The sequence below is a fragment of the Myxococcus sp. AM009 genome, from assembly GCF_013372605.1.
GTDB classification, from domain to species: domain Bacteria; phylum Myxococcota; class Myxococcia; order Myxococcales; family Myxococcaceae; genus Myxococcus; species Myxococcus vastator.
Genome location: NZ_JABXEP010000025.1, coordinates 1 through 17,448 on the forward strand (window position 1 = coordinate 1; position 17,448 = coordinate 17,448).

12 protein-coding genes and 1 tRNA gene are annotated in these 17,448 nt (G+C 68.2%); 7 read left to right on the forward strand and 6 right to left on the reverse strand.

Annotation, left to right across the window (positions count from 1 at the left end; genetic code table 11):
- The 6 genes from HV824_RS08870 to HV824_RS08895 form a co-directional block, all read left to right on the forward strand.
- On the forward strand, positions 1-736 hold a 736-nt coding region (locus HV824_RS08870), incomplete at its 5' end, for an MYXO-CTERM sorting domain-containing protein (protein WP_255207879.1).
- Between the two features lie 94 nt (positions 737-830).
- Positions 831-1,841 (forward strand): type I glyceraldehyde-3-phosphate dehydrogenase, encoded by a 1,011-nt coding sequence (gene gap / locus HV824_RS08875; RefSeq protein WP_176417125.1) that lies wholly within the window; start codon positions 831-833, stop codon positions 1,839-1,841.
- A 42-nt stretch (positions 1,842-1,883) separates the two neighbouring features.
- The gene (pgk, locus tag HV824_RS08880) at positions 1,884-3,071 is read left to right on the forward strand and encodes a phosphoglycerate kinase (protein ID WP_163782739.1); all 1,188 of its coding nucleotides are present in this window, start codon (positions 1,884-1,886) and stop codon (positions 3,069-3,071) included.
- A gap of 39 nt (positions 3,072-3,110) precedes the next feature.
- Positions 3,111-3,887: a triose-phosphate isomerase gene (gene tpiA / locus HV824_RS08885; protein ID WP_176417126.1), complete on the forward strand. Its 777-nt coding sequence runs from the start codon at positions 3,111-3,113 to the stop codon at positions 3,885-3,887.
- A gap of 89 nt (positions 3,888-3,976) precedes the next feature.
- On the forward strand, positions 3,977-4,396 hold the full coding sequence (gene secG / locus HV824_RS08890; RefSeq protein ID WP_176417127.1) for a preprotein translocase subunit SecG: 420 nt from the start codon (positions 3,977-3,979) through the stop codon (positions 4,394-4,396).
- 102 nt (positions 4,397-4,498) lie between these two features.
- Positions 4,499-4,580, forward strand: a tRNA-Leu gene (locus HV824_RS08895).
- 850 nt (positions 4,581-5,430) lie between these two features.
- Here HV824_RS08895 and HV824_RS08900 read toward each other — a convergent pair.
- The 6 genes from HV824_RS08900 to HV824_RS08925 form a co-directional block, all read right to left on the reverse strand.
- Positions 5,431-6,963, reverse strand: a complete 1,533-nt coding sequence (locus HV824_RS08900) for an FAD-dependent monooxygenase (RefSeq protein WP_176417128.1) — start codon at positions 6,961-6,963, stop codon at positions 5,431-5,433.
- Positions 6,964-7,002: 39 nt separating this feature from the next.
- Positions 7,003-8,418 (reverse strand): cytochrome P450, encoded by a 1,416-nt coding sequence (locus tag HV824_RS08905; protein ID WP_176423069.1) that lies wholly within the window; start codon positions 8,416-8,418, stop codon positions 7,003-7,005.
- Between the two features lie 119 nt (positions 8,419-8,537).
- Positions 8,538-9,380, reverse strand: a complete 843-nt coding sequence (locus HV824_RS08910; RefSeq protein WP_176417130.1) for a methyltransferase domain-containing protein — start codon at positions 9,378-9,380, stop codon at positions 8,538-8,540.
- A 75-nt stretch (positions 9,381-9,455) separates the two neighbouring features.
- Entirely contained in the window at positions 9,456-10,532 is a 1,077-nt protein-coding gene (locus tag HV824_RS08915; RefSeq protein WP_176417131.1) for a methyltransferase, read from the reverse strand.
- A gap of 124 nt (positions 10,533-10,656) precedes the next feature.
- Positions 10,657-10,836 carry an MbtH family protein gene (locus tag HV824_RS08920; protein ID WP_368738040.1) on the reverse strand — a complete coding sequence of 60 codons (180 nt, stop codon included), beginning with the start codon at positions 10,834-10,836 and terminating at the stop codon, positions 10,657-10,659.
- Between the two features lie 121 nt (positions 10,837-10,957).
- A complete protein-coding gene (locus HV824_RS08925) occupies positions 10,958-11,689 on the reverse strand; it encodes a hypothetical protein (RefSeq protein WP_176417133.1) in 732 nt (243 codons plus the stop codon).
- Positions 11,690-12,165: 476 nt separating this feature from the next.
- Here HV824_RS08925 and HV824_RS08930 point away from each other — a divergent pair, with 476 nt between their 5' ends.
- Positions 12,166-17,424, forward strand: a complete 5,259-nt coding sequence (locus HV824_RS08930) for a non-ribosomal peptide synthetase (protein WP_176423070.1) — start codon at positions 12,166-12,168, stop codon at positions 17,422-17,424.
- Positions 17,425-17,448 lie beyond the last annotated feature (24 nt).

The window sequence follows — 17,448 nt, forward strand, 5'->3', positions numbered from 1 at the left end:
GCCTTCCCGTGAGGAGCAGGATGCCCTGCGCGGCTTCGTGATGCAGGGCGGGCACCTGCTCCTGTCGGGGAGCCACGTGACGTCGGCGCTGGCCGTGGGCTCGGCGGAGGACCAGGCCTTCCTGGCGGACATCCTGCGCGCGGCGCCGGGCAGTGGGAAACCTCTATTCTCCGTGGAGGGGGTGCCGGGCGACTGGCTGGCGCAGCTCTCCGGGGTGGCGCTGGATGACGGCACGCGGGGCGGCTACGCGGTGGGCGTGACGGACGTGCTGACGCCCGCGTCGGGTGGCTCGTCCGTGCTGCGCTACGTGGGAACCGAGTGGGCGGCGGGCGTGGCGTCGGCGCCCAACGGGCGGGTGCTGCTGCTGGGGATGCCTTTCGAGGCCATCGTCAGTCCGGTGCAGCGCGCCGGGCTCATGTCCTCGTTCCTGGTGCATGCGGGCCTGCTCACCCAGGCGCCTCCGCCGCCGGCCGAGGAGTCCGGCGCCGCGAGCCTGCTGACCGCCTGCGTGGCGGCGCGGGGCGTGGACCCGCACCCGCCGCCGGAGCCGGAGCCGGAGCCTGAACCCGAGCCGGAGCCCCATCTGGTGGGGGTGCTGCCGCAGTTCTATCCACTGGGCGATGCTGGCTGTGGCTGCGGGGCGGGTGGGGGAACGGGCACCGCTGTCTGGCTGTTGCTTGGGGTGATTGTTCAGCTTCGGCGTGCGCGTCGCCGCGGGGATGTCGCCGGGCGTTGACTCGGCGGGTCGCGATGCCTACGGTCGGCCGCCCTCGATTTTGACGTGACGACCCGTGGGTGCCTGGCACCCACTGCTCAAGGAGACGACGAACATGGCTACCCGGATTGCCATCAATGGCTTTGGCCGCATCGGTCGCTGCATTCTGCGCGCGGTGCTCAGCCGCAAGGAAGACCTCGAGATTGTCGCCATCAACGACCTCGACAAGCCCGCGGCGCTGGCGCACCTGTTCAAGTACGACTCCGTGCACCGCACCTGGCCGGGCACGGTGAAGGCGACGGAGAAGGGCATCGTGGTGGACGGCAAGGAGATCACCGTCACCGCGGAGAAGGACCCGACGGCGCTGCCCTGGAAGAGCCTGAACGTGGACGTGGTGCTGGAGTGCACCGGCCGCTTCACCGCGCGCGACGGGGCGGAGAAGCACCTGAAGGCGGGCGCGAAGAAGGTCATCATCTCCGCCCCGGCCAAGGGCCCGGACATCACCATCGCCTACGGCATCAACCACAACGAGTACGACCCGGCGAAGCACCACGTCATCTCGAACGCCTCCTGCACCACCAACTGCCTGGCGCCCATCGCCAAGGTGCTGGTGGACAACTTCGGCATCGAGAAGGGCCTGATGACCACGGTCCACAGCTACACCAACGATCAGCGCATCCTGGACCTCACCCACGAGGACATGCGCCGCGCCCGCGCCGCCGCGCTCTCCATGATTCCCACCAGCACCGGCGCCGCGAAGGCCATCGGTGAGGTGATTCCGCAGCTCAAGGGCAAGATGCACGGCCTGGCCGTCCGCGTGCCCACCCCGAACGTGTCCCTGGTGGACCTGACGGTGAACACCGAGAAGAAGGTCACCGCCGAGGCCGTCATCGAGGCCTTCCGCAAGGCCGCCGAAGGCCCGCTCAAGGGCGTGCTGGAGTTCAGCGACGCGCAGACGGTGTCGGTGGACTACAACGGCAACCCGCACTCGGCCATCTTCGACTCCACCAACTGCTTCGTGGTGGGCGACAACCTGCTCAAGGTCATGGCCTGGTACGACAACGAGTGGGGCTTCTCCAACCGCATGGTGGACACGGCGAAGTTCCTCGTCTCCAAGGGCGTCTGAGTCCCAAGGGCGTTCCGGGCACCGAGAGAGGGAAGGACCGAGATGATCCGTTACATCGATGATCTGCAGCTGACCGGGAAGCGCGTCTTCATCCGCGTGGACTTCAACGTCCCCATGGACGGCCGGCGCGTGACCGACGACACCCGCATCCGCGAGGCGATGCCCACCATCCGGCGCGCGCTCGACATGGGCGGGAAGGTCATCCTGGCCTCCCACCTCGGCCGTCCCAAGGGGCCGGACCCGAAGCTGTCGCTGGAGCCTGTCGCCGCGCGGCTCGCCGAGCTGCTCGGCGGCAAGCACGAGGTCATCCTCACCGACGACTGCGTCGGTGACGGAGTGAAGAAGCAGGTGAAGGAGCTCAAGGAGGGCCAGGTGGTCGTCCTGGAGAACCTCCGCTTCCACAAGGAAGAGGAGGCCAACGACGAGGCGTTCGCCCGCGAACTGGCGGCGCTGGCGGACGTCTATATCAACGACGCCTTCGGCACCGCCCACCGCGCCCACGCGTCCACCGCGGGCATGGTGCCCTTCGTGAAGGAGAAGGCCGCCGGCTTCCTGATGCGCAAGGAGATTGAGTACCTGGGCAAGGTGCTCAAGAACCCGGACAAGCCCTTCGTGGCCATCCTGGGCGGCTCGAAGGTGAGCGACAAAATCAAGGTCATCGAGAGCCTGCTGCCCAAGGTGGACGCGCTGCTCATCGGCGGCGCCATGGCGTACACCTTCCTGAAGGCGCAGGGCGTCGAGGTGGGCAAGTCCCGCGTCGAGGGCGACAAGCTGTCGCTGGCCACGCGCCTGCTGGAGGCGGCGCACCGGTTCAAGACGCAGCTGGTGCTGCCGGTGGACCACATCGTGGGCACCGAGCCCACGGAGAACAGCCCCGCGCAGGAGACGCCGGACAACGCGATTCCGCCGGACATGATGGGCCTGGACATCGGTCCCAAGACGCGCGCCATCTACTCGCAGCACATCCGCGACGCGAGGACGGTGGTGTGGAACGGGCCCATGGGCCTGTTCGAGGTGCCCAAGTTCGCCGAGGGCACCCGCTCCGTCGCCGCGGCCATGTCCATCAACACGCAGGCCACCACCGTCATCGGCGGCGGGGACAGCGCGGCGGCCGTGGAGCAGATGGGCTTCGCCGACAAGATGAGCCATGTGTCCACTGGTGGAGGTGCGTCCCTGGAGTTCCTGGAAGGACGCGACTTGCCGGGCATCAAGGCGCTGGAGACGCGGTAGGCTCCGCGTCCGACACACCAAACACCCCTGGGGGGCACCATGGCCACCGCGCGTCGCCGGAAGATCGTTGCTGGCAACTGGAAGATGAACAAGTCGGTACCGGAGGCGCTGGCCCTGGTGCGGGACCTGCGGGGCCAGGTGGCCTCCCTGGGGGACACGGTGGAGGTGGTGGTGGCGCCGCCGTTCGTGGCGCTGCAGCCGCTGCATGTGGCGTTGGAAGGCGCGCCGCTGGCGCTGGCGGGGCAGAACTGCCACTGGGAGTCCTCGGGCGCCTTCACGGGTGAGATCTCCGCGCCGATGCTGGCGGAGCTGGGGTGCGCCTACGTCATCGTGGGGCACTCCGAGCGCCGGCAGCTCTTCGGGGACACGGACGAGCAGGTGAACAAGCGGGCGAAGGCGGTCCGCGCGGCGGGGATGACGCCCATCATCTGCGTGGGTGAGACGCTGGCCGAGCGCGAGGCGAACCAGACGCTGGCGGTGGTGGAGCGCCAGGTGCGCGGGGCGCTGGAGGGCTTCGGCGCCAAGGACGTGGCGGGCTTCGTGCTGGCCTACGAGCCGGTGTGGGCCATTGGGACGGGGCGCAACGCCACGGCGGCGCAGGCGCAGGAGGTCCACGCGGCGATCCGGGGCCTGATTGAGCGGCTGTATGACGGGGAGACGGCCGGGCGGGTGCGCATCCAGTACGGCGGCAGCGTGAAGCCGGACAACGCCGCGGAATTGCTGGGGCAGCCGGACGTGGATGGGGCGCTTGTCGGGGGCGCGAGCCTGAAGGCGGGCGACTTCGCGGCCATCGTCAAGGCGGCCACTTCGAGTTGATCCAGGAGGCGGGCGGAAGATGTTGTCACCCGTTCACTACTTTGGTGTAGGGTGCGCCTCCTTTTCACGGAACGTCTGAAAGAGTCCACATGCTGACCTTCGTCACGATCGTGCACGTCCTGGTGTGCGTGTTCATGATCTTCGTCATTCTGCTCCAGCCGGGTAAGGACGCCGGTATGGGCTCCGCGCTGGGCGGTGGTGCCGCCACGAGCGCCTTCGGCGGCCGGGGTGCGGTGACGTTCCTCAGCAAGCTGACTGGCGTCTTCGCCGCGCTCTTCTTCTTCAGCTCGCTCGGCCTGTCCTTCGTGGGGCTGCGCTCCTCGGTGGCGGCGGGTGGCTCGGTGGCCACGCCTCCGGCGCAGACGGCCCCGGCGACCCCGGGTGGCGCGGCGCCGGGCAGCATGGAGCAGCCGCGCGGCGAGCAGTCGACCCCACCTGTCGAGGGAGGTGGCAACCCGGCGACGGATGAGGCCGCTCCCGCGGCGCAGGAGCCGGCTCCGGCGCAGTAGGCTTCGTGGTACGTGGTTCGTAGGAAGAATCTGATTCACGCAGCGGTTGAGATTGTCGTTGCGTGAATCAGCAAGCTCCGGTAGATGGACGCCGCAGCAAACGCCCAGGTGGTGGAACTGGTAGACACACCATCTTGAGGGGGTGGCGCCGAAAGGTGTGCGGGTTCGAATCCCGCCCTGGGCACTCCGAATCAGGCCTCCGAGTCGAAAGACTCGGGGGCCTTTTTCGTTTCTGGGGCCAGGGTGGCGCAACCCATGAGCTTGTCTCGGCCCGGGCGTGGGGACCCTTCGGGGGAACTCATACGCGTGTGGGCGGCTGTCTGGTCCGACGTTGCCATGGGGACTATTTTGAGCGCAGCCCTCCCACCAGTGGATGGGATCAGCGGGAGCATCCGTCGTCGGGTCGAGCACGAATCCGGTCATCCCTCGCGAACGCAACCCCGCGAGCAGGCGGTCTTCTTCAATTCCTCACTCGCGAAAACGCATCAGGCCTAGGCGGGAAACCCCGCTCGAAAAAGTCGGCCTGCCCCTGACGGTTGTCCGGAGGCAGGCATGCCCTTCCGCCAATCCCCGACCTGGAAGCAAGTCCTCCTCTGGGCGAGCAGTGTCCTGCTTCTGGCCTGCGCGGGCAGCCCACGGACCGCGCGCAAGGACTTGCGCCTCGACACGGAGTCCGCCGCGCGCATCCGCCATGCCTCGTCACTGGGGCAGGCCGCGAGAGCGTTGGCTTCCACTTCTCACGCGGCTTCCGCCGTGCTCGCTGGCTCCGTCCCAGTTCTGGTCACGCTGCTGGAGAGCGACAACGCAGTGGCGGACCTTGAGGACCGGCTCTGGGCGTGCGCCCGGCGCGCCGACCAGCAGGTCAATGCGGCGCTTTTCGGGGCCGTGCACCGACACGGCTGGAGAGGACTCCCGAAGTCCAGGCCTGCCCCGACTCCGTAGGCATCCCGTGCTCCTTCCTCCACACTGCCTCTCCAGTCGCACGTCCACGTCGATGGCGCCGCCCACCTCACGCAGCTCTCTGTCACCGCCACTCAGGCTCGCGCGGCGACACGGGGGGGCGTACGCTCCGCGTCGTGGGTCAGTGGATCGCCACACCACTGGCGAAGCGCGGCCCTCAGTCCATGGGTACCCGTCCGGGTGGGAGCCCACGCGACAATGCCATCCGGCCGGATGAGCAGTGCGGCGGGCAGCTCCTTCCGGTTCGTGAGCTTCCCCTGCCTCACGTCGAGCCGCCCCTCCCAGCCGCTGCCGGCACATGCGGCGAACAGGCCCTCGGGTGTCTGGTCTACGAGCACGAAGCGGCGCGTTCGGAGCAACTCGTACACGCGGGAGGCCTCACCGCCCTGCTCGAGGTGGGCGTCTGGAATGCCGCGGCCCACCATCGCGTGAGCATCGGCGCCGCGCGGGGGGGGATAACGCAGCGACTGGCCGGTGAGCTCCTTCACCACCGGGAGCTGGAATGCCTTGACCTTCATCGTCTGCATGATGAGCCAGCGGATGAAACGCAAGGGCGCGGCGCTGGAGATCTCATACTTGTACACCAGGTCAGTCTTGCGCAGGGTCGCCGCCGCGATGGGGTGCCGCTCCTGCTCGTACGAGTCCAGCAGCCCCTCGGGCGCCCAGCCCTCGAGTTCGGCTTTCAACTTCCAGCCCAGGTTGATGGCGTCCTGGATGCCGACCTGCAATCCCTGCCCACCGGATGGAATGTGGGTGTGCGCCGCGTCTCCAGCGAGCAGCACCCGGCCGACGCGGTAGCGCTCCGCCTGGCGCTGATCGCTGCGGAAGCGGGACATCCACAGTGCCTCGTGGATACCCAGGTCCATGCGGAGGATTTCCGTCACGCTCTCCTGGATCTCCTCCAGCGTCACGGGTTGTTCGACGGGAACGTTCAGGCGCTTGCGGTCCAGCACCACCAACCGGAACGTGCCATCGCCATAGGGGAAGACGGCCACGGTCCCCCGCCCGCACGTCCGGGCATGCACCGGAGGGTTTGGCGGGTGCTTCAGGTGCACGTCGGCGGTGATGAGCGAGCCGTCATACGACATCCCGTGGAATGGCACGCCGGCCAGGGAGCGCACCGCGCTACGGACGCCGTCGCAGCCCACGACGAAGCTGGCGCGCTCCGTCCACGGCCCGTTCGGCCCCTCGACCTGGAGCGTCACCCCGGCGGCGTCCTGCTCCAGTCCCATCACCTGCGCCCCGCGGATGATGTCCGCGCCGGATTGGCGGGCCCACTCCTCCAGGACGTCCTCGGTTCGGTTCTGCGGGATGATGAGCATGTAGGGGAACCGGGAGTCCAACATGCCGAAGTCCAGGTAGCTCTTCCCATCCCCCAGGGGGCCGTGGCGCCAGGGCAATCCGTGCTTCGCCATGGTGTCCGCCACACCCCGCATGTCCAGCAACTGCATCGTGTAGGGGGTGATGCCGAAGGCGCGGGACCAGGAGGAGCGCTGGGCCCGGCGCTCCAGGACCCGGCAGGGGATGCCCGCTCCGGCGAGGTCGGCGGCGAGTGCCAGGCCGGTAGGTCCAGCTCCGACGATGATGACCTTCGGGGCGAGCGACACGGTGTTCCTTTCGCTTGGGGGGCGGTGAGCTGGATGGGCTCAGTTCAGCTCAATGGACTCGTGGATGTTGCCTCGTGCGACGGGCCGGGCCAGGGACGTCCCCGCGGGGTGGATGACCACGGGCAACCCTTCTCGTGGCACGAGGGAGATGCGCATGGCGCGGTTGACGCTCGTGCCGGAGACGAGGGATGGGCGGAAGCGCTGCAGCACCATGGACAGGATGAGCTTCATCTCCAGCATGGCCATATGGCGCCCCAGGCAGTTGTGGGGCCCCGCGCCGAACGGCATGTACTCGTACACGGTGGGGTTGGTGGACTTCCAGCGCAGGGGGTCGAACTTCAGCGGACGCGGGAAGAGCTCGGGGAGGCGGTGCGTAACGAACCCGCTCGCGAACACCATGGCGCCCTCGGGGATCTCGTACGGTCCGAGCTGACAGGACTCACTGGCGTAGCGCATCAGGAAGGACGCAGGGGGGAACAGCCGCAGGCTCTCCTTGAGGACCAGGTCCAGGTACTCGAGCTTCTTGAGCTGTTCCAACGTGGGCGGCGCGCCGCCCAGCGTCGTGCGCAGCTCGTCCACGAGCGTGTTCATGACCTCGGGGTGCTGATCCAGCAGGAACAGGGTCCACGTCATGGAGGCGGCGCTGGTTGAATGGCACAGCACGTTGTAGGCCTCGCCGATGAGTTCGTTGTCGGTGAGGGCGTTGCCATTCTCGTCTCGTGCCGACACCAGCGCGGAGAGCACGTCCAGCCCCTCTCCCGGCTCCTGCCGTTTGCGGCGGATGAGCCCGGCGAGGATCTGCTCGATTTCTTGTGCCACCCGCAGCATTTGCCGGTAGGGCGTGCCGGGCAGATTGAGCCGCAGCAGCATCGTGGTGGGGGCGGCGGCCAGGGTGAGCAGCCGCTGGATGAGGCTGTGCAACCGCACGCCGGTGCCATCGAGTGAATCCAGGCCGAACATCGTCTGCATCGCCACGCGCACGATGAGGCGCATCAGGTCCAGGTCGATGCGGCGCCGCTCGCCGACCCGCCAGCTGTCCAGCTCGTGCTGCGTGGAGGCGATGATCGTCTCCCGGCACGCCTCGATGCGCTGCACCCGGAAGGCGGGCTGCATGAGCGTACGGTGCTTGCGGTGCGCGTCTCCGTTGAGCCGCAGCAGGCCGAAGGTCAGCCGCTCCATGGATGAGTCGCGCGGCAGGTTGCTCTCACGGAACGCGTCCACGATGAACCGCTCCGGTTGGGTGAACAGGAGCTTGTTGTAGTCCGGGCCGAGCGCGTACACATGGCGCGGCTTGCGCGGATCCCACGCGCTGACGGGCCCATAGCGCCGGAACGCCTCCGTGAAGTGCGCTGGTGGATCCCGCAACATCTTCAAGCCCTGGATTTGCCAGCCAATCACTGGAACATGGCGCGGCCCGGGAAGGCGCGCCCCGGGCCGAGTCTCCGTCGCAATCATTCAGACCTCCTCAATGTGCAAGCCGGAGGGCCATGGCGCTCTGGCGTATGCCCCGCGGGGCCGTTCAGGACTCTGGGGAGGGGACATGGCCCCCGGACGGGGGGCCATGTCCCAGGTGATTACTGAGCGGGCCGCTCGGCGGAGGCAATCACGAAGTCCAGATTCTCGAACGTACCGAACCTGCGCAGATATGCCTGGGCCACCCACCGCACGAGCGGATTCATCCGCTGGGCCACCGCGCCATCGCCCACGCGACGCAGGAGGAACGCGGAGTAGGGCGGGCACACGTCCTCGCGGATGGAGCGCACCTCCACGTGGGTGTAGCCCATCTGCTGGAGCTTCGTGGCGTAGACATCGGCCGTGTACATGTTGACGTCCGCGACGTGCATGTTGCGCCGCTCGAAGGCGCCCACCTTGTAACCAGGGCGCGGCAGGATGTCCGCGAGGACGATCTGCCCCCCGGGCTTCATCACGCGGAGGGCCTCGCGAAGGAAGGCTTCCCGCGAGCTGAAGTGGTGGGAGGCCTCGACGCACGTTACCTTGTCGAACGTGGCGGGCTCGAAGGGCAGCTCCGTGGCCGAGGCGGCCCACAGGCCGAACCGGTCCTCCAGCCCTTGGGCCTTGACGCGATCAGCCACCACTTTGAGCTGGTACGTGCTGATGTTGACCGCGTCGATGCGCGTCGGCCCGAACTCCTCCATCCAGAAGAGATCCTGGTCTCCGAACCCACACCCCACGTCGAGGAGCCGGTCACCCTTGCCCAGCCGGGCTGTCTCCGCCACGAGTCGCACGAGCGCGCGGGCGGCTTCGTCCAGCGTCTTGGGCTGGTCCTTCCAGTAGCCCATGTTCATGAACATGCTCTCCTCGGAGAGGGAGCCGCCCCGGGCCAGAAGCCCGTAATGCGCTCGCACGCGGTAGTCGTGCAGGCTCAGCTTGCGGTATGCGTTTTGAAGAATGCTCATGGGACACGTTGGCTGGGGTTGGGGTGTGCCAGGATGCGGGCGGTAGTGCCCGGGAGGGCCGCCGCCCACGCGCCCTTACTTGGCGCCGATGAGGACACCGTGGGGCGTCCAGGCGCCGCAGGGGATGCGTTGGGCGCTCTTGAAGCCCGCGTCCTTCATCCACCCCTCGTACTGCTCGTAGGAGTAGATCATGCCGCCCTCGGCCGGGATGGCGGCGAAGTACACGCTGTCCAGGGCGGCCATCAGCGGACCGTCGCCCTCGTCCTTGGAGATGGAGCTGAAGATGACCACCCGTCCGCCGGGCGTCAGCGCCTCATGGGCCTTGCGCAGCAGGGCCGTGTTCTCCTCGGGGGTCCAGATGACGAGCTGGTGGGAGAAGAGGACGCAGTCGTGACCCGTGGGGAAGGCCTCCGCGAACATGTCGCCCGCGTGCACCTTGACGCGAGCCGACAGACCCATCTCCTCTATCCGGCGACGGGTGATGGGCGCGGTGCCGGGAATCTCCAGGACGGTCACCTCGAGGTTGGGGTAGGCCTTGGCGAGCGCAATGGCGTTCACGCCGTCGCCGCCACCCACGTCCAGCACCTTGCGAACCTGGGTGAAGTCCACGCTCTTGAAGAGCAGCGGGTTGGACAGCTCCGACCACGAGCGCATGTAGTCGTAGAAGTAGCGCTCCAGGTGAGGGTTCTCGGACAGGCGGTGGTACAGGTCACGGCCCGTGCCCCGAACGCGGCGCAGGCCCACGTTCTTGTTGGTCCGTAGCGACTCGGTGAAGTCGACCTGGCCCTCGTAGCAGATGTGCTGCTCGAAGCCGACCACGGCCTTGAAGCTCGCCCAGGTCCCCTCCTCGAACAACTGCTCGACGGCAGCGGCGTTGCGGTAGGTGCCGTTCACCCGTTCCGTCAGCCGGAGCGAGGTCGTGCCGAGCAGGAGGATGTCGATGGCGCGGGGCTGGAGCTCCAGGCGCCTGGCGATCTCTTCCTTGGTGCTGTTGGGCTTGCTTCGCAGCAGCTCAAACAGATTCAGCTCGCACGCCGCGTTCAGGTACTGGAAGGCGGATGCGCCGAACAGGATGAGGGTGAGATCGTCCAGGGACAGCGGGCCGGTGGCGGGCCGGGCCGCCACCGTCAGAAGGGAGTTGTCAGTCTTCATGATGGTGTCTTCCACTCCTCGTGGTCTGTCGTCATCGTCTGGATGACGGCAAGGCTCCGCCCCTGCTCCTGCGAGAGGGGCATGTGTGCGTTGCATCGGCTTGTGAGTCTGCGAGCTGTGACTGCTACCGCATTGCTTCACGTAACCGCTTGGGCCGCATGTCCTTCCAGGCTTCCTCGATGTGCGCCACACAGTCGCGGCGCGTCCCGCGGTAGCCCTCATCGCTCCATCCCGCCGGGTTGGGTTGATCCTCCGGCCAGATGGAGTACTGCTCCTCGTGATTCACCACGACCTTGCACTTCACGGAATCATCACTGCCAAGAAAGGTGGCCATCAAATGCCCTGGCGCGAGTGCTGCGCGAGTCTTGGTTGTGTTTGATGAAATGGTTGTTTGGCAGACAGAGTGGAATGGGCTGCCGCCGGGCTCAGCTCTTTACGAGTTGGAGGCGCACGCGCTTGAAGTGGTCGAGGATCTCGATTGCTGACTTCTCAGTGCGCTCCGCCATCAGGAGGCTGGTGCGCTCGGTGCCCACGAAGCTGGAGCAGACAAGCTTGTGTGAGTCATAGGTGTGGGAGATCGACGCGTAGAATGCCTCGCGATAGGGCTCCAGGGCGGGGTCCAGGGCGGAGAACAGGGGCCGCATTCCTGAGAGGATCTTGACCAGGTGCTCGTGATCGCGCCAGCGCAGGCCGGTCATTCCCGGGGGCGCAATGGGCGGCATGAGGGTGGGACGAACGGATTTTTCGTATGCGTTGTAGGAGTAGTCACCCGTGAAGCGGAGGGCGGACTCCGCACCCATCATGATGGTCGTGGCCCGCTCGAAGTTGACCTGGGCGGACGGGATGTCTGAGGCATTGATGTCACGGGTCAACCCATTGAGGACCACGGACAGGCCTTGCACGATGGACATGAAGACATAGTGGCCTCGGGTCCAGCGTCGCAGTGCGTCACGCTCGCCCTCGCTGGTGGAGCGCGGAGGCGGCATGGGAACCTCTTCGTCCCGCGCGGGAGGGCGGCCCAGGAAGGTATCGAAGAGGGTGTTGTAGGCGGCACGCAGCTGGCCCCACGCCTGCGGCTCCAGATCTGTCCCGTTGACGAGCGCTTCGTCCAGGAGCGTCGCGAAGCCCTGCAGGGTGCTATGCACGAGCAGGGGCATGACCTCTCCCTGGACGCGCACGATGAGGAATGCCCGGTCATTGTCCCGGTTGCCCTGGGACTCTTCTGGATCCTCTCCTACGGCTTGGAAGTCCTCGGGGCGGAGCCCGAGCCGGGTAATGGCCTTGCGGGTCGCTGACAGCGTTTGAGCTTCTGGCGCCCGTCGGTACTGCGTGGCCAGGGGCTCAAGACACGCAACCTCATTACCGCTCAGCTCCCTGTGCTCCCGGGGCAGTTGCTCCGGGCGCAACAGATAGAAGTTTTCTGTCACTGTCGTTCCCCCTGGCTAAAAGAGAGCCCCACACACTGCGCGGGGAATCCCGGAATCGGCAGTGTCAATACTATCAATCAGATTGATTGACAAGTAAGCAAGACGCGAATTAGGTTTGGGCGCCGCTAAGTCAGGATTGAGGGGTGATCCTGATGGCATGCCGTTCCGATTCCTTGCATGCCGCTGCTGTCACGTCGAGGAGACGAATGCGTCACACGCTGGTGGAGTTGCTCCAGGAGCGTGCGCTGAGTGAGCCACGCCATGAGGCGTTCACATTTCTTGGGGATGCGGGGGCACCCGCAGTGCGGGTGGACTATTCCTCCATGGATGTCTTGGCCCGGGCCATCGCGGCGCATTTGCAAGCCGATGGTCGGGTGGGGGAGCGGGCACTGCTTCTCTATGCCCCGGGGCCGGAGTACGTGGCGGCCTTCTTTGGTTGTCTTTATGCGGGCGTTGTTGCCGTTCCCGTCTATCCACCGGATACAGCGCGGCTGGAACGCAGCCTGCTGAGGCTTCGCACCGTCGCGAGGGATTCACGCGCGAGCGTGGTGCTCACGACCTCCTTCTTGCAAGGGCTGGCGGGAGCGATGTTCGAGCTGGCTCCCGAGCTAGGGCGGCTGAGCTGGGTCGCCACGGATGGCATTGCGTTGGAGGAGGCGGGGGCCTGGACGCCGCCGGGACTGAGCGGAGACTCCGTGGCCTTCCTGCAGTACACCTCCGGTTCGACGACGGACCCCAAGGGGGTCGTGCTCACGCATCGCAACCTGATGCACAACCTCTCCGTCATCCATGAGCGCTTCCAGTTGAGCCGCAGCAGCCGCGGCGTCATCTGGTTGCCGCCGTATCATGACATGGGCCTCATCGGCGGAGTGCTCACCCCTATCTTTGGGGGCCTTCCCGTCGACTTAATGTCGCCGCTCTCGTTCCTGCAGGAGCCCTTGCGCTGGCTGAAGACGCTCTCCGAGCGGAGGGGGACATGCAGCGGCGGGCCGAACTTCGCCTACGAGCTGTGCGTGCGGAAGATCTCCGACGAGCAGAAAGCCGGGTTGGACCTCTCCTCGTGGGAGCTGGCCTTCTGTGGCGCCGAGCCCATCCGGCCCGACACGCTCGAGGCGTTCAGCAAGGCGTTCGAGCCGTGCGGTTTCCGTCGTGAGGCCTTCTACCCCTGCTACGGCCTGGCGGAGGGCACGCTCATCGTTACTGGCGTGAGCAAGGGGCGGGTGGCCCGCGTCGAGCACTTCCAGCGCGGGGCGCTGGAGGCGCATCGGGCGGTCGCGGCCTCGTCCCCGCGGGAGGCCGCGCGCGACACCGTGCGGCACGTGAGCTGTGGCACGGTCGTGCCGGATGAGCAGGTCCTCATCGTGGACCCAGAGTCGCGCACCGAGCTTCCTCCAGGGCACATCGGAGAGATCTGGGTACGTGGCCCGAGCGTCGCGCAGGGGTACTGGCTGCGCCCCGAGGAGACGGCGCGGACCTTCCAGGCCCGCCTGGCTGGTGGGGCGGGGGAGCCGTGGCTTCGCACGGGGGACCTCGGCTTCCTTCATGACGGGGAGCTCTTCGTCTCCGGCCGGCGCAAGGACCTGCTCGTCATCCAGGGCCGCAACTACTACCCCCAGGACCTCGAGCTCACCGTGGAGCGCAGCCACCCCGCGCTGCGCCCCGGTTGCGCGGCGGTGTTCTCCGTGAGCGTGGGCGCGTCGGAGGAGGTGGTCGTCGTCCAGGAGGTTGATCGCCGCTACCCGGGCGGGGACTGGCCGGACGTCATCGCCGCCATCCGGCGGGACATCTCCGAGCAGCACGCGCTGCGCGTCCACGCCGTCGTCCTCATCAAGTCCAGCAGTCTCCCGAAGACCTCCAGTGGCAAGGTGCAACGCGGCGCCACCCGCGAGGCGTACCTCGAGGGCCAGCTCGACACCGTCAGCGCGGACACCGCGCAGGAGCCCGTGGGCGAATTCTCGCTCTCCCGCGCCTCGTTGCTGGAGCGCCCCGAGGCCGAGCGGCTTCCCGCCCTCGTCGCGTACCTTGCGAGCGCGGCCGCCCGCGCTGGGAGCCTGCCACGCGCCATCCTCACCGGAGAGGCTCGGCTCCCAGCCCTGGGCTTGGACTCCCTGGCCCTGGTCGAGTTGAAGCACCGCATCGAGCAGGACCTGGAGGTGGCGCTAGAGCTGCGCCTGCTCCTGGAGGGCCCCACGCTCGGCGCGCTGGCCGTGCATCTGCTGGAGGCCGCAGGGCGGGACGCGCGGCCGGTTTCCGCGCCGACGCCGGGCACCGGGGAGCGACTGCCCGTGCCCCCCGGGCAGCGCGCCCTGTGGTTCCTGCACCAGCTCGCCCCCGACTCGCCAGGCTACACCATCGCGCGAGCCATCTGTCTTCAGGGCGCGCTGGATGTCGAGGCCCTGCGCCGCGCGTTCCAGTCACTCGTGGCACGGCACCCGGCGCTGCGCGCGACGTTCCCGATGGTCGGAGAGGAGCCAGTCCAGCAGGTCCACGCCCACGTCCCGGCCTCCTTCCAGGTGGTGGACGCGAGCGGTGATGACGAGGCCGCGCTGCGGCGCAGGCTTCTGCGGGAGGCCTACAGGCCCTTCGACCTGGGGCGCGGGCCGTTGCTGCGGACCCACCTCTTCTCCCGCGCGGCGCACGCGCATGTGCTGCTGCTGTCCGTGCACCACATCATCGTGGACTTCTGGTCGCTCGCGGTGCTCGTCGACGAGCTGCGCCGGTTGTATGAGGCGGGGGGCGACGGGGTGGTGCTGCCCCCGGTGGGCCAGCCCGCGGATGCCATCCGTTGGCAGGCCGAGTACATGGCCGGCCCCAGCCACGAGGAGGATTGGGGGTACTGGCGCCAGCGGCTCGCCGGCCCCCTGCCTCGCCTCGAGTTGCCGGCGCCAGCCCTGTCCTCTTCCGGCGCCGCGCCCTCCGAGCCGTACCACCGGTTCATGCTGGGCGGGGCGCTGCGGCAGCGCGTGGCGGCCTTCTCGCGCAAGCGGGGGCTCACCCCCTATGTCACGCTGCTCGCCGGCTTCCATGCGCTGCTGCATCGCCTGACCGGCCAGGACGACATCGTCGTGGGCTCGCCCGTGGCCACCCGGAATTGGAAGGGCGCCTCCCGGCTGGTGGGCTACTACGTCAATACGCTGCCGCTGCGCGTGGCGCTGTCGGGCGAGCCCAGCTTCTCCCTGCTGGTGGACCGCGTGGGTGAGGCGGTGCGGGGGGCGCTGAAGCACCAGGGCTTCCCGTTCCCGCTGATGGTCGAGCGCCTTCAGCCAGAGCGGCTTGGCGACCGCACCCCCATCTTCCAGTCGCTGTTCGTCTACCAGCGGGCGCCGCTGTCGGAGCAGCCGGAGCTGGCGGGGTTCGCCGTCGGTGATGGTTCGGCGCGGCTGCGACTGGGCGAGGCCAGCATGTCCCTGCTCCCGCTGCCGCCAGGGGCCGCCCAGTTCGAGCTCACGCTCGCGGTGGCGCCGGTCGGTGAGGGGCTGGCCTGCACGCTGGAGTACGACACGGCGCGGTTCGATGCCGGCACCGCCGAGCGCCTCGGGGCGCAGTACGAGCGCCTGCTGTCGGCCGCGCTCGACGCGGAGGACACCCCCGTGTCGCGGTTGCCCCTGTTGCCCGAGGCGCAACGCGAGCAGCTCTTGCGTCACTGGAACGCAACCACCCGGCCGTATCCCGAGGACGCGTGCCTTCACCATCTGGTCGCGGCCCAGGCCGCGCGAACGCCGGAGGGGATCGCCCTGGTGTGTGGCGCCGAGCGGCTCACGTACGCGAGGTTGATGGCGCGTGTCCGGACGCTGGCCGCGCGGCTGCGCCGGCACGGCGTGGGTCCGGAGGTTCGCGTCGGTGTCTTCTCCCTCCGTACCGCGGACCTGGTCGTGGGCCTGCTCGCGGTGCTGGAGGCCGGTGGGGCGTACGTGCCGCTCGACCCGAATTATCCGCGGCAGCGCCTGGACTTCATCGTGCGCGACGCGGAGATGCCCGTCCTGCTCACGCAGCGTGCGCTGGCCTCGCGGCTGAGCCCGCACGGGGCCCGCCTCCTGTTCCTGGAGGAGCCGGACACGCAGGAGGGCTCCCTCCCGACGCCTGCGCCAGTCCAGCCCGAACAGCTGGCGTACGTCCTCTATACGTCCGGATCGACGGGGCAGCCCAAGGGCGTGGCCATCTCCCATCGCAGCGCCGCGACGTTCGTGCAGTGGGCCGGCGAGACGTTCTCCACGGAGGAGCTGACGGGCGTCCTGGCGGCCACCTCCATCTGCTTCGACCTGTCGGTCTTCGAGCTGTTCGTGCCGCTGAGCCACGGCGGCCGGGTCATCCTGGCGGACACCGCGCTGCACCTGCTGGAGCTGCCCGCGGCGTCCGAGGTCACGCTCATCAACACCGTGCCCTCCGCCATCACGGAGCTGCTCAACGCGAGTGGGATTCCTTCTTCCGTCCGCACCATCAACCTCGCCGGGGAGCCGCTCACCAGCGACCTGGTGGCCCGGTTGTACGCGGAGACTCCGGCGGCCCGGGTGATGAACCTGTACGGCCCCTCGGAGACCACGACGTACTCCACGTACACGCCGCTGCCCGCCCAGGCCGTCGAGCCCGTTAGCATCGGCAGGCCCGTGGCCAACACCCAGGTCTACGTCCTGGACCGGCACCTCGCGCCGGTGCCCGTGGGCGTCCGGGGCGAGCTGTTCATCGGGGGCGCGGGTGTCGCCCGCGGCTACCTCGGCCGGCCGCGGATGACGGCGGAGCGCTTCCTACCGGATCCCTTCCGCGAGACTCCAGGCGCCCGGATGTACCGGACGGGTGACATCGTGCGCTACCGCGCGGAGGGTTCGCTCGAATTCCTGGGCCGCGCGGACCACCAGGTGAAGGTGCGCGGCTTTCGCATCGAGTTCGAGGAGATTGAAACGGCGCTGCGCAACCACCCGGCCGTCAGGGAGGCCGTCGTCGTTGCCCGCGGCACGGGGGCCGAGCGGCAACTGGTGGCGTACGTCGTGCTGGCCGCCCACGGCGAGTCCCTGGTGCCGGAGCTTCGTGAGCACCTGCGCGGCCGGCTCCCCGACTACATGGTGCCCGGCGTGTTCGTGGTGATGGAGGTGCTTCCGCTCACACCCAACGGAAAGGTCGATCGCGCCGCGCTGCCGGAGCCACGCGCCAGCTCGCTCGCTCCGGGCCAAGACTACCTGGCGCCGCGCGACGAGCTGGAGGCGCGCATCGCGGCCATCTGGGAGGGGCTCCTGCGGCGTGAGCGGGTCGGCGTCCACGACAGCTTCTTCGATCTCGGCGGCAACTCGCTGCTGGCCACCCGGCTGGCCACCCGGCTCGCCGCGGCCCTGCAGGTCCAGGCGGGGGTCCGCACGGTCTTCGAGCACCGGACCGTGGCCGCCCAGGCCGCGCACTTCACGCAGGCCACCAAGACGCACCAGGCTCACTCACCCATCGTCGCCCAGCCCCGGGTTCCGTACCGCGGCCGTTAGCGCCATGCATCCAGAACACCCTCT

Excerpts from the sequence above, each read along its gene's own strand:
- secG (WP_176417127.1), top strand. The coding sequence starts at position 3,977 with ATGCTGACCTTCGTCACGATCGTGCACGTCCTGGTGTGCGTGTTCATG.
- HV824_RS08930 (WP_176423070.1), top strand. The coding sequence starts at position 12,166 with ATGCGTCACACGCTGGTGGAGTTGCTCCAGGAGCGTGCGCTGAGTGAG.
- gap (WP_176417125.1), top strand. The coding sequence starts at position 831 with ATGGCTACCCGGATTGCCATCAATGGCTTTGGCCGCATCGGTCGCTGC.
- HV824_RS08925 (WP_176417133.1), bottom strand. The coding sequence starts at position 11,689 with ATGCCCCTGCTCGTGCATAGCACCCTGCAGGGCTTCGCGACGCTCCTG.
- pgk (WP_163782739.1), top strand. The coding sequence starts at position 1,884 with ATGATCCGTTACATCGATGATCTGCAGCTGACCGGGAAGCGCGTCTTC.
- HV824_RS08915 (WP_176417131.1), bottom strand. The coding sequence starts at position 10,532 with ATGAAGACTGACAACTCCCTTCTGACGGTGGCGGCCCGGCCCGCCACC.
- tpiA (WP_176417126.1), top strand. The coding sequence starts at position 3,111 with ATGGCCACCGCGCGTCGCCGGAAGATCGTTGCTGGCAACTGGAAGATG.
- HV824_RS08905 (WP_176423069.1), bottom strand. The coding sequence starts at position 8,418 with ATGATTGCGACGGAGACTCGGCCCGGGGCGCGCCTTCCCGGGCCGCGC.
- HV824_RS08910 (WP_176417130.1), bottom strand. The coding sequence starts at position 9,380 with ATGAGCATTCTTCAAAACGCATACCGCAAGCTGAGCCTGCACGACTAC.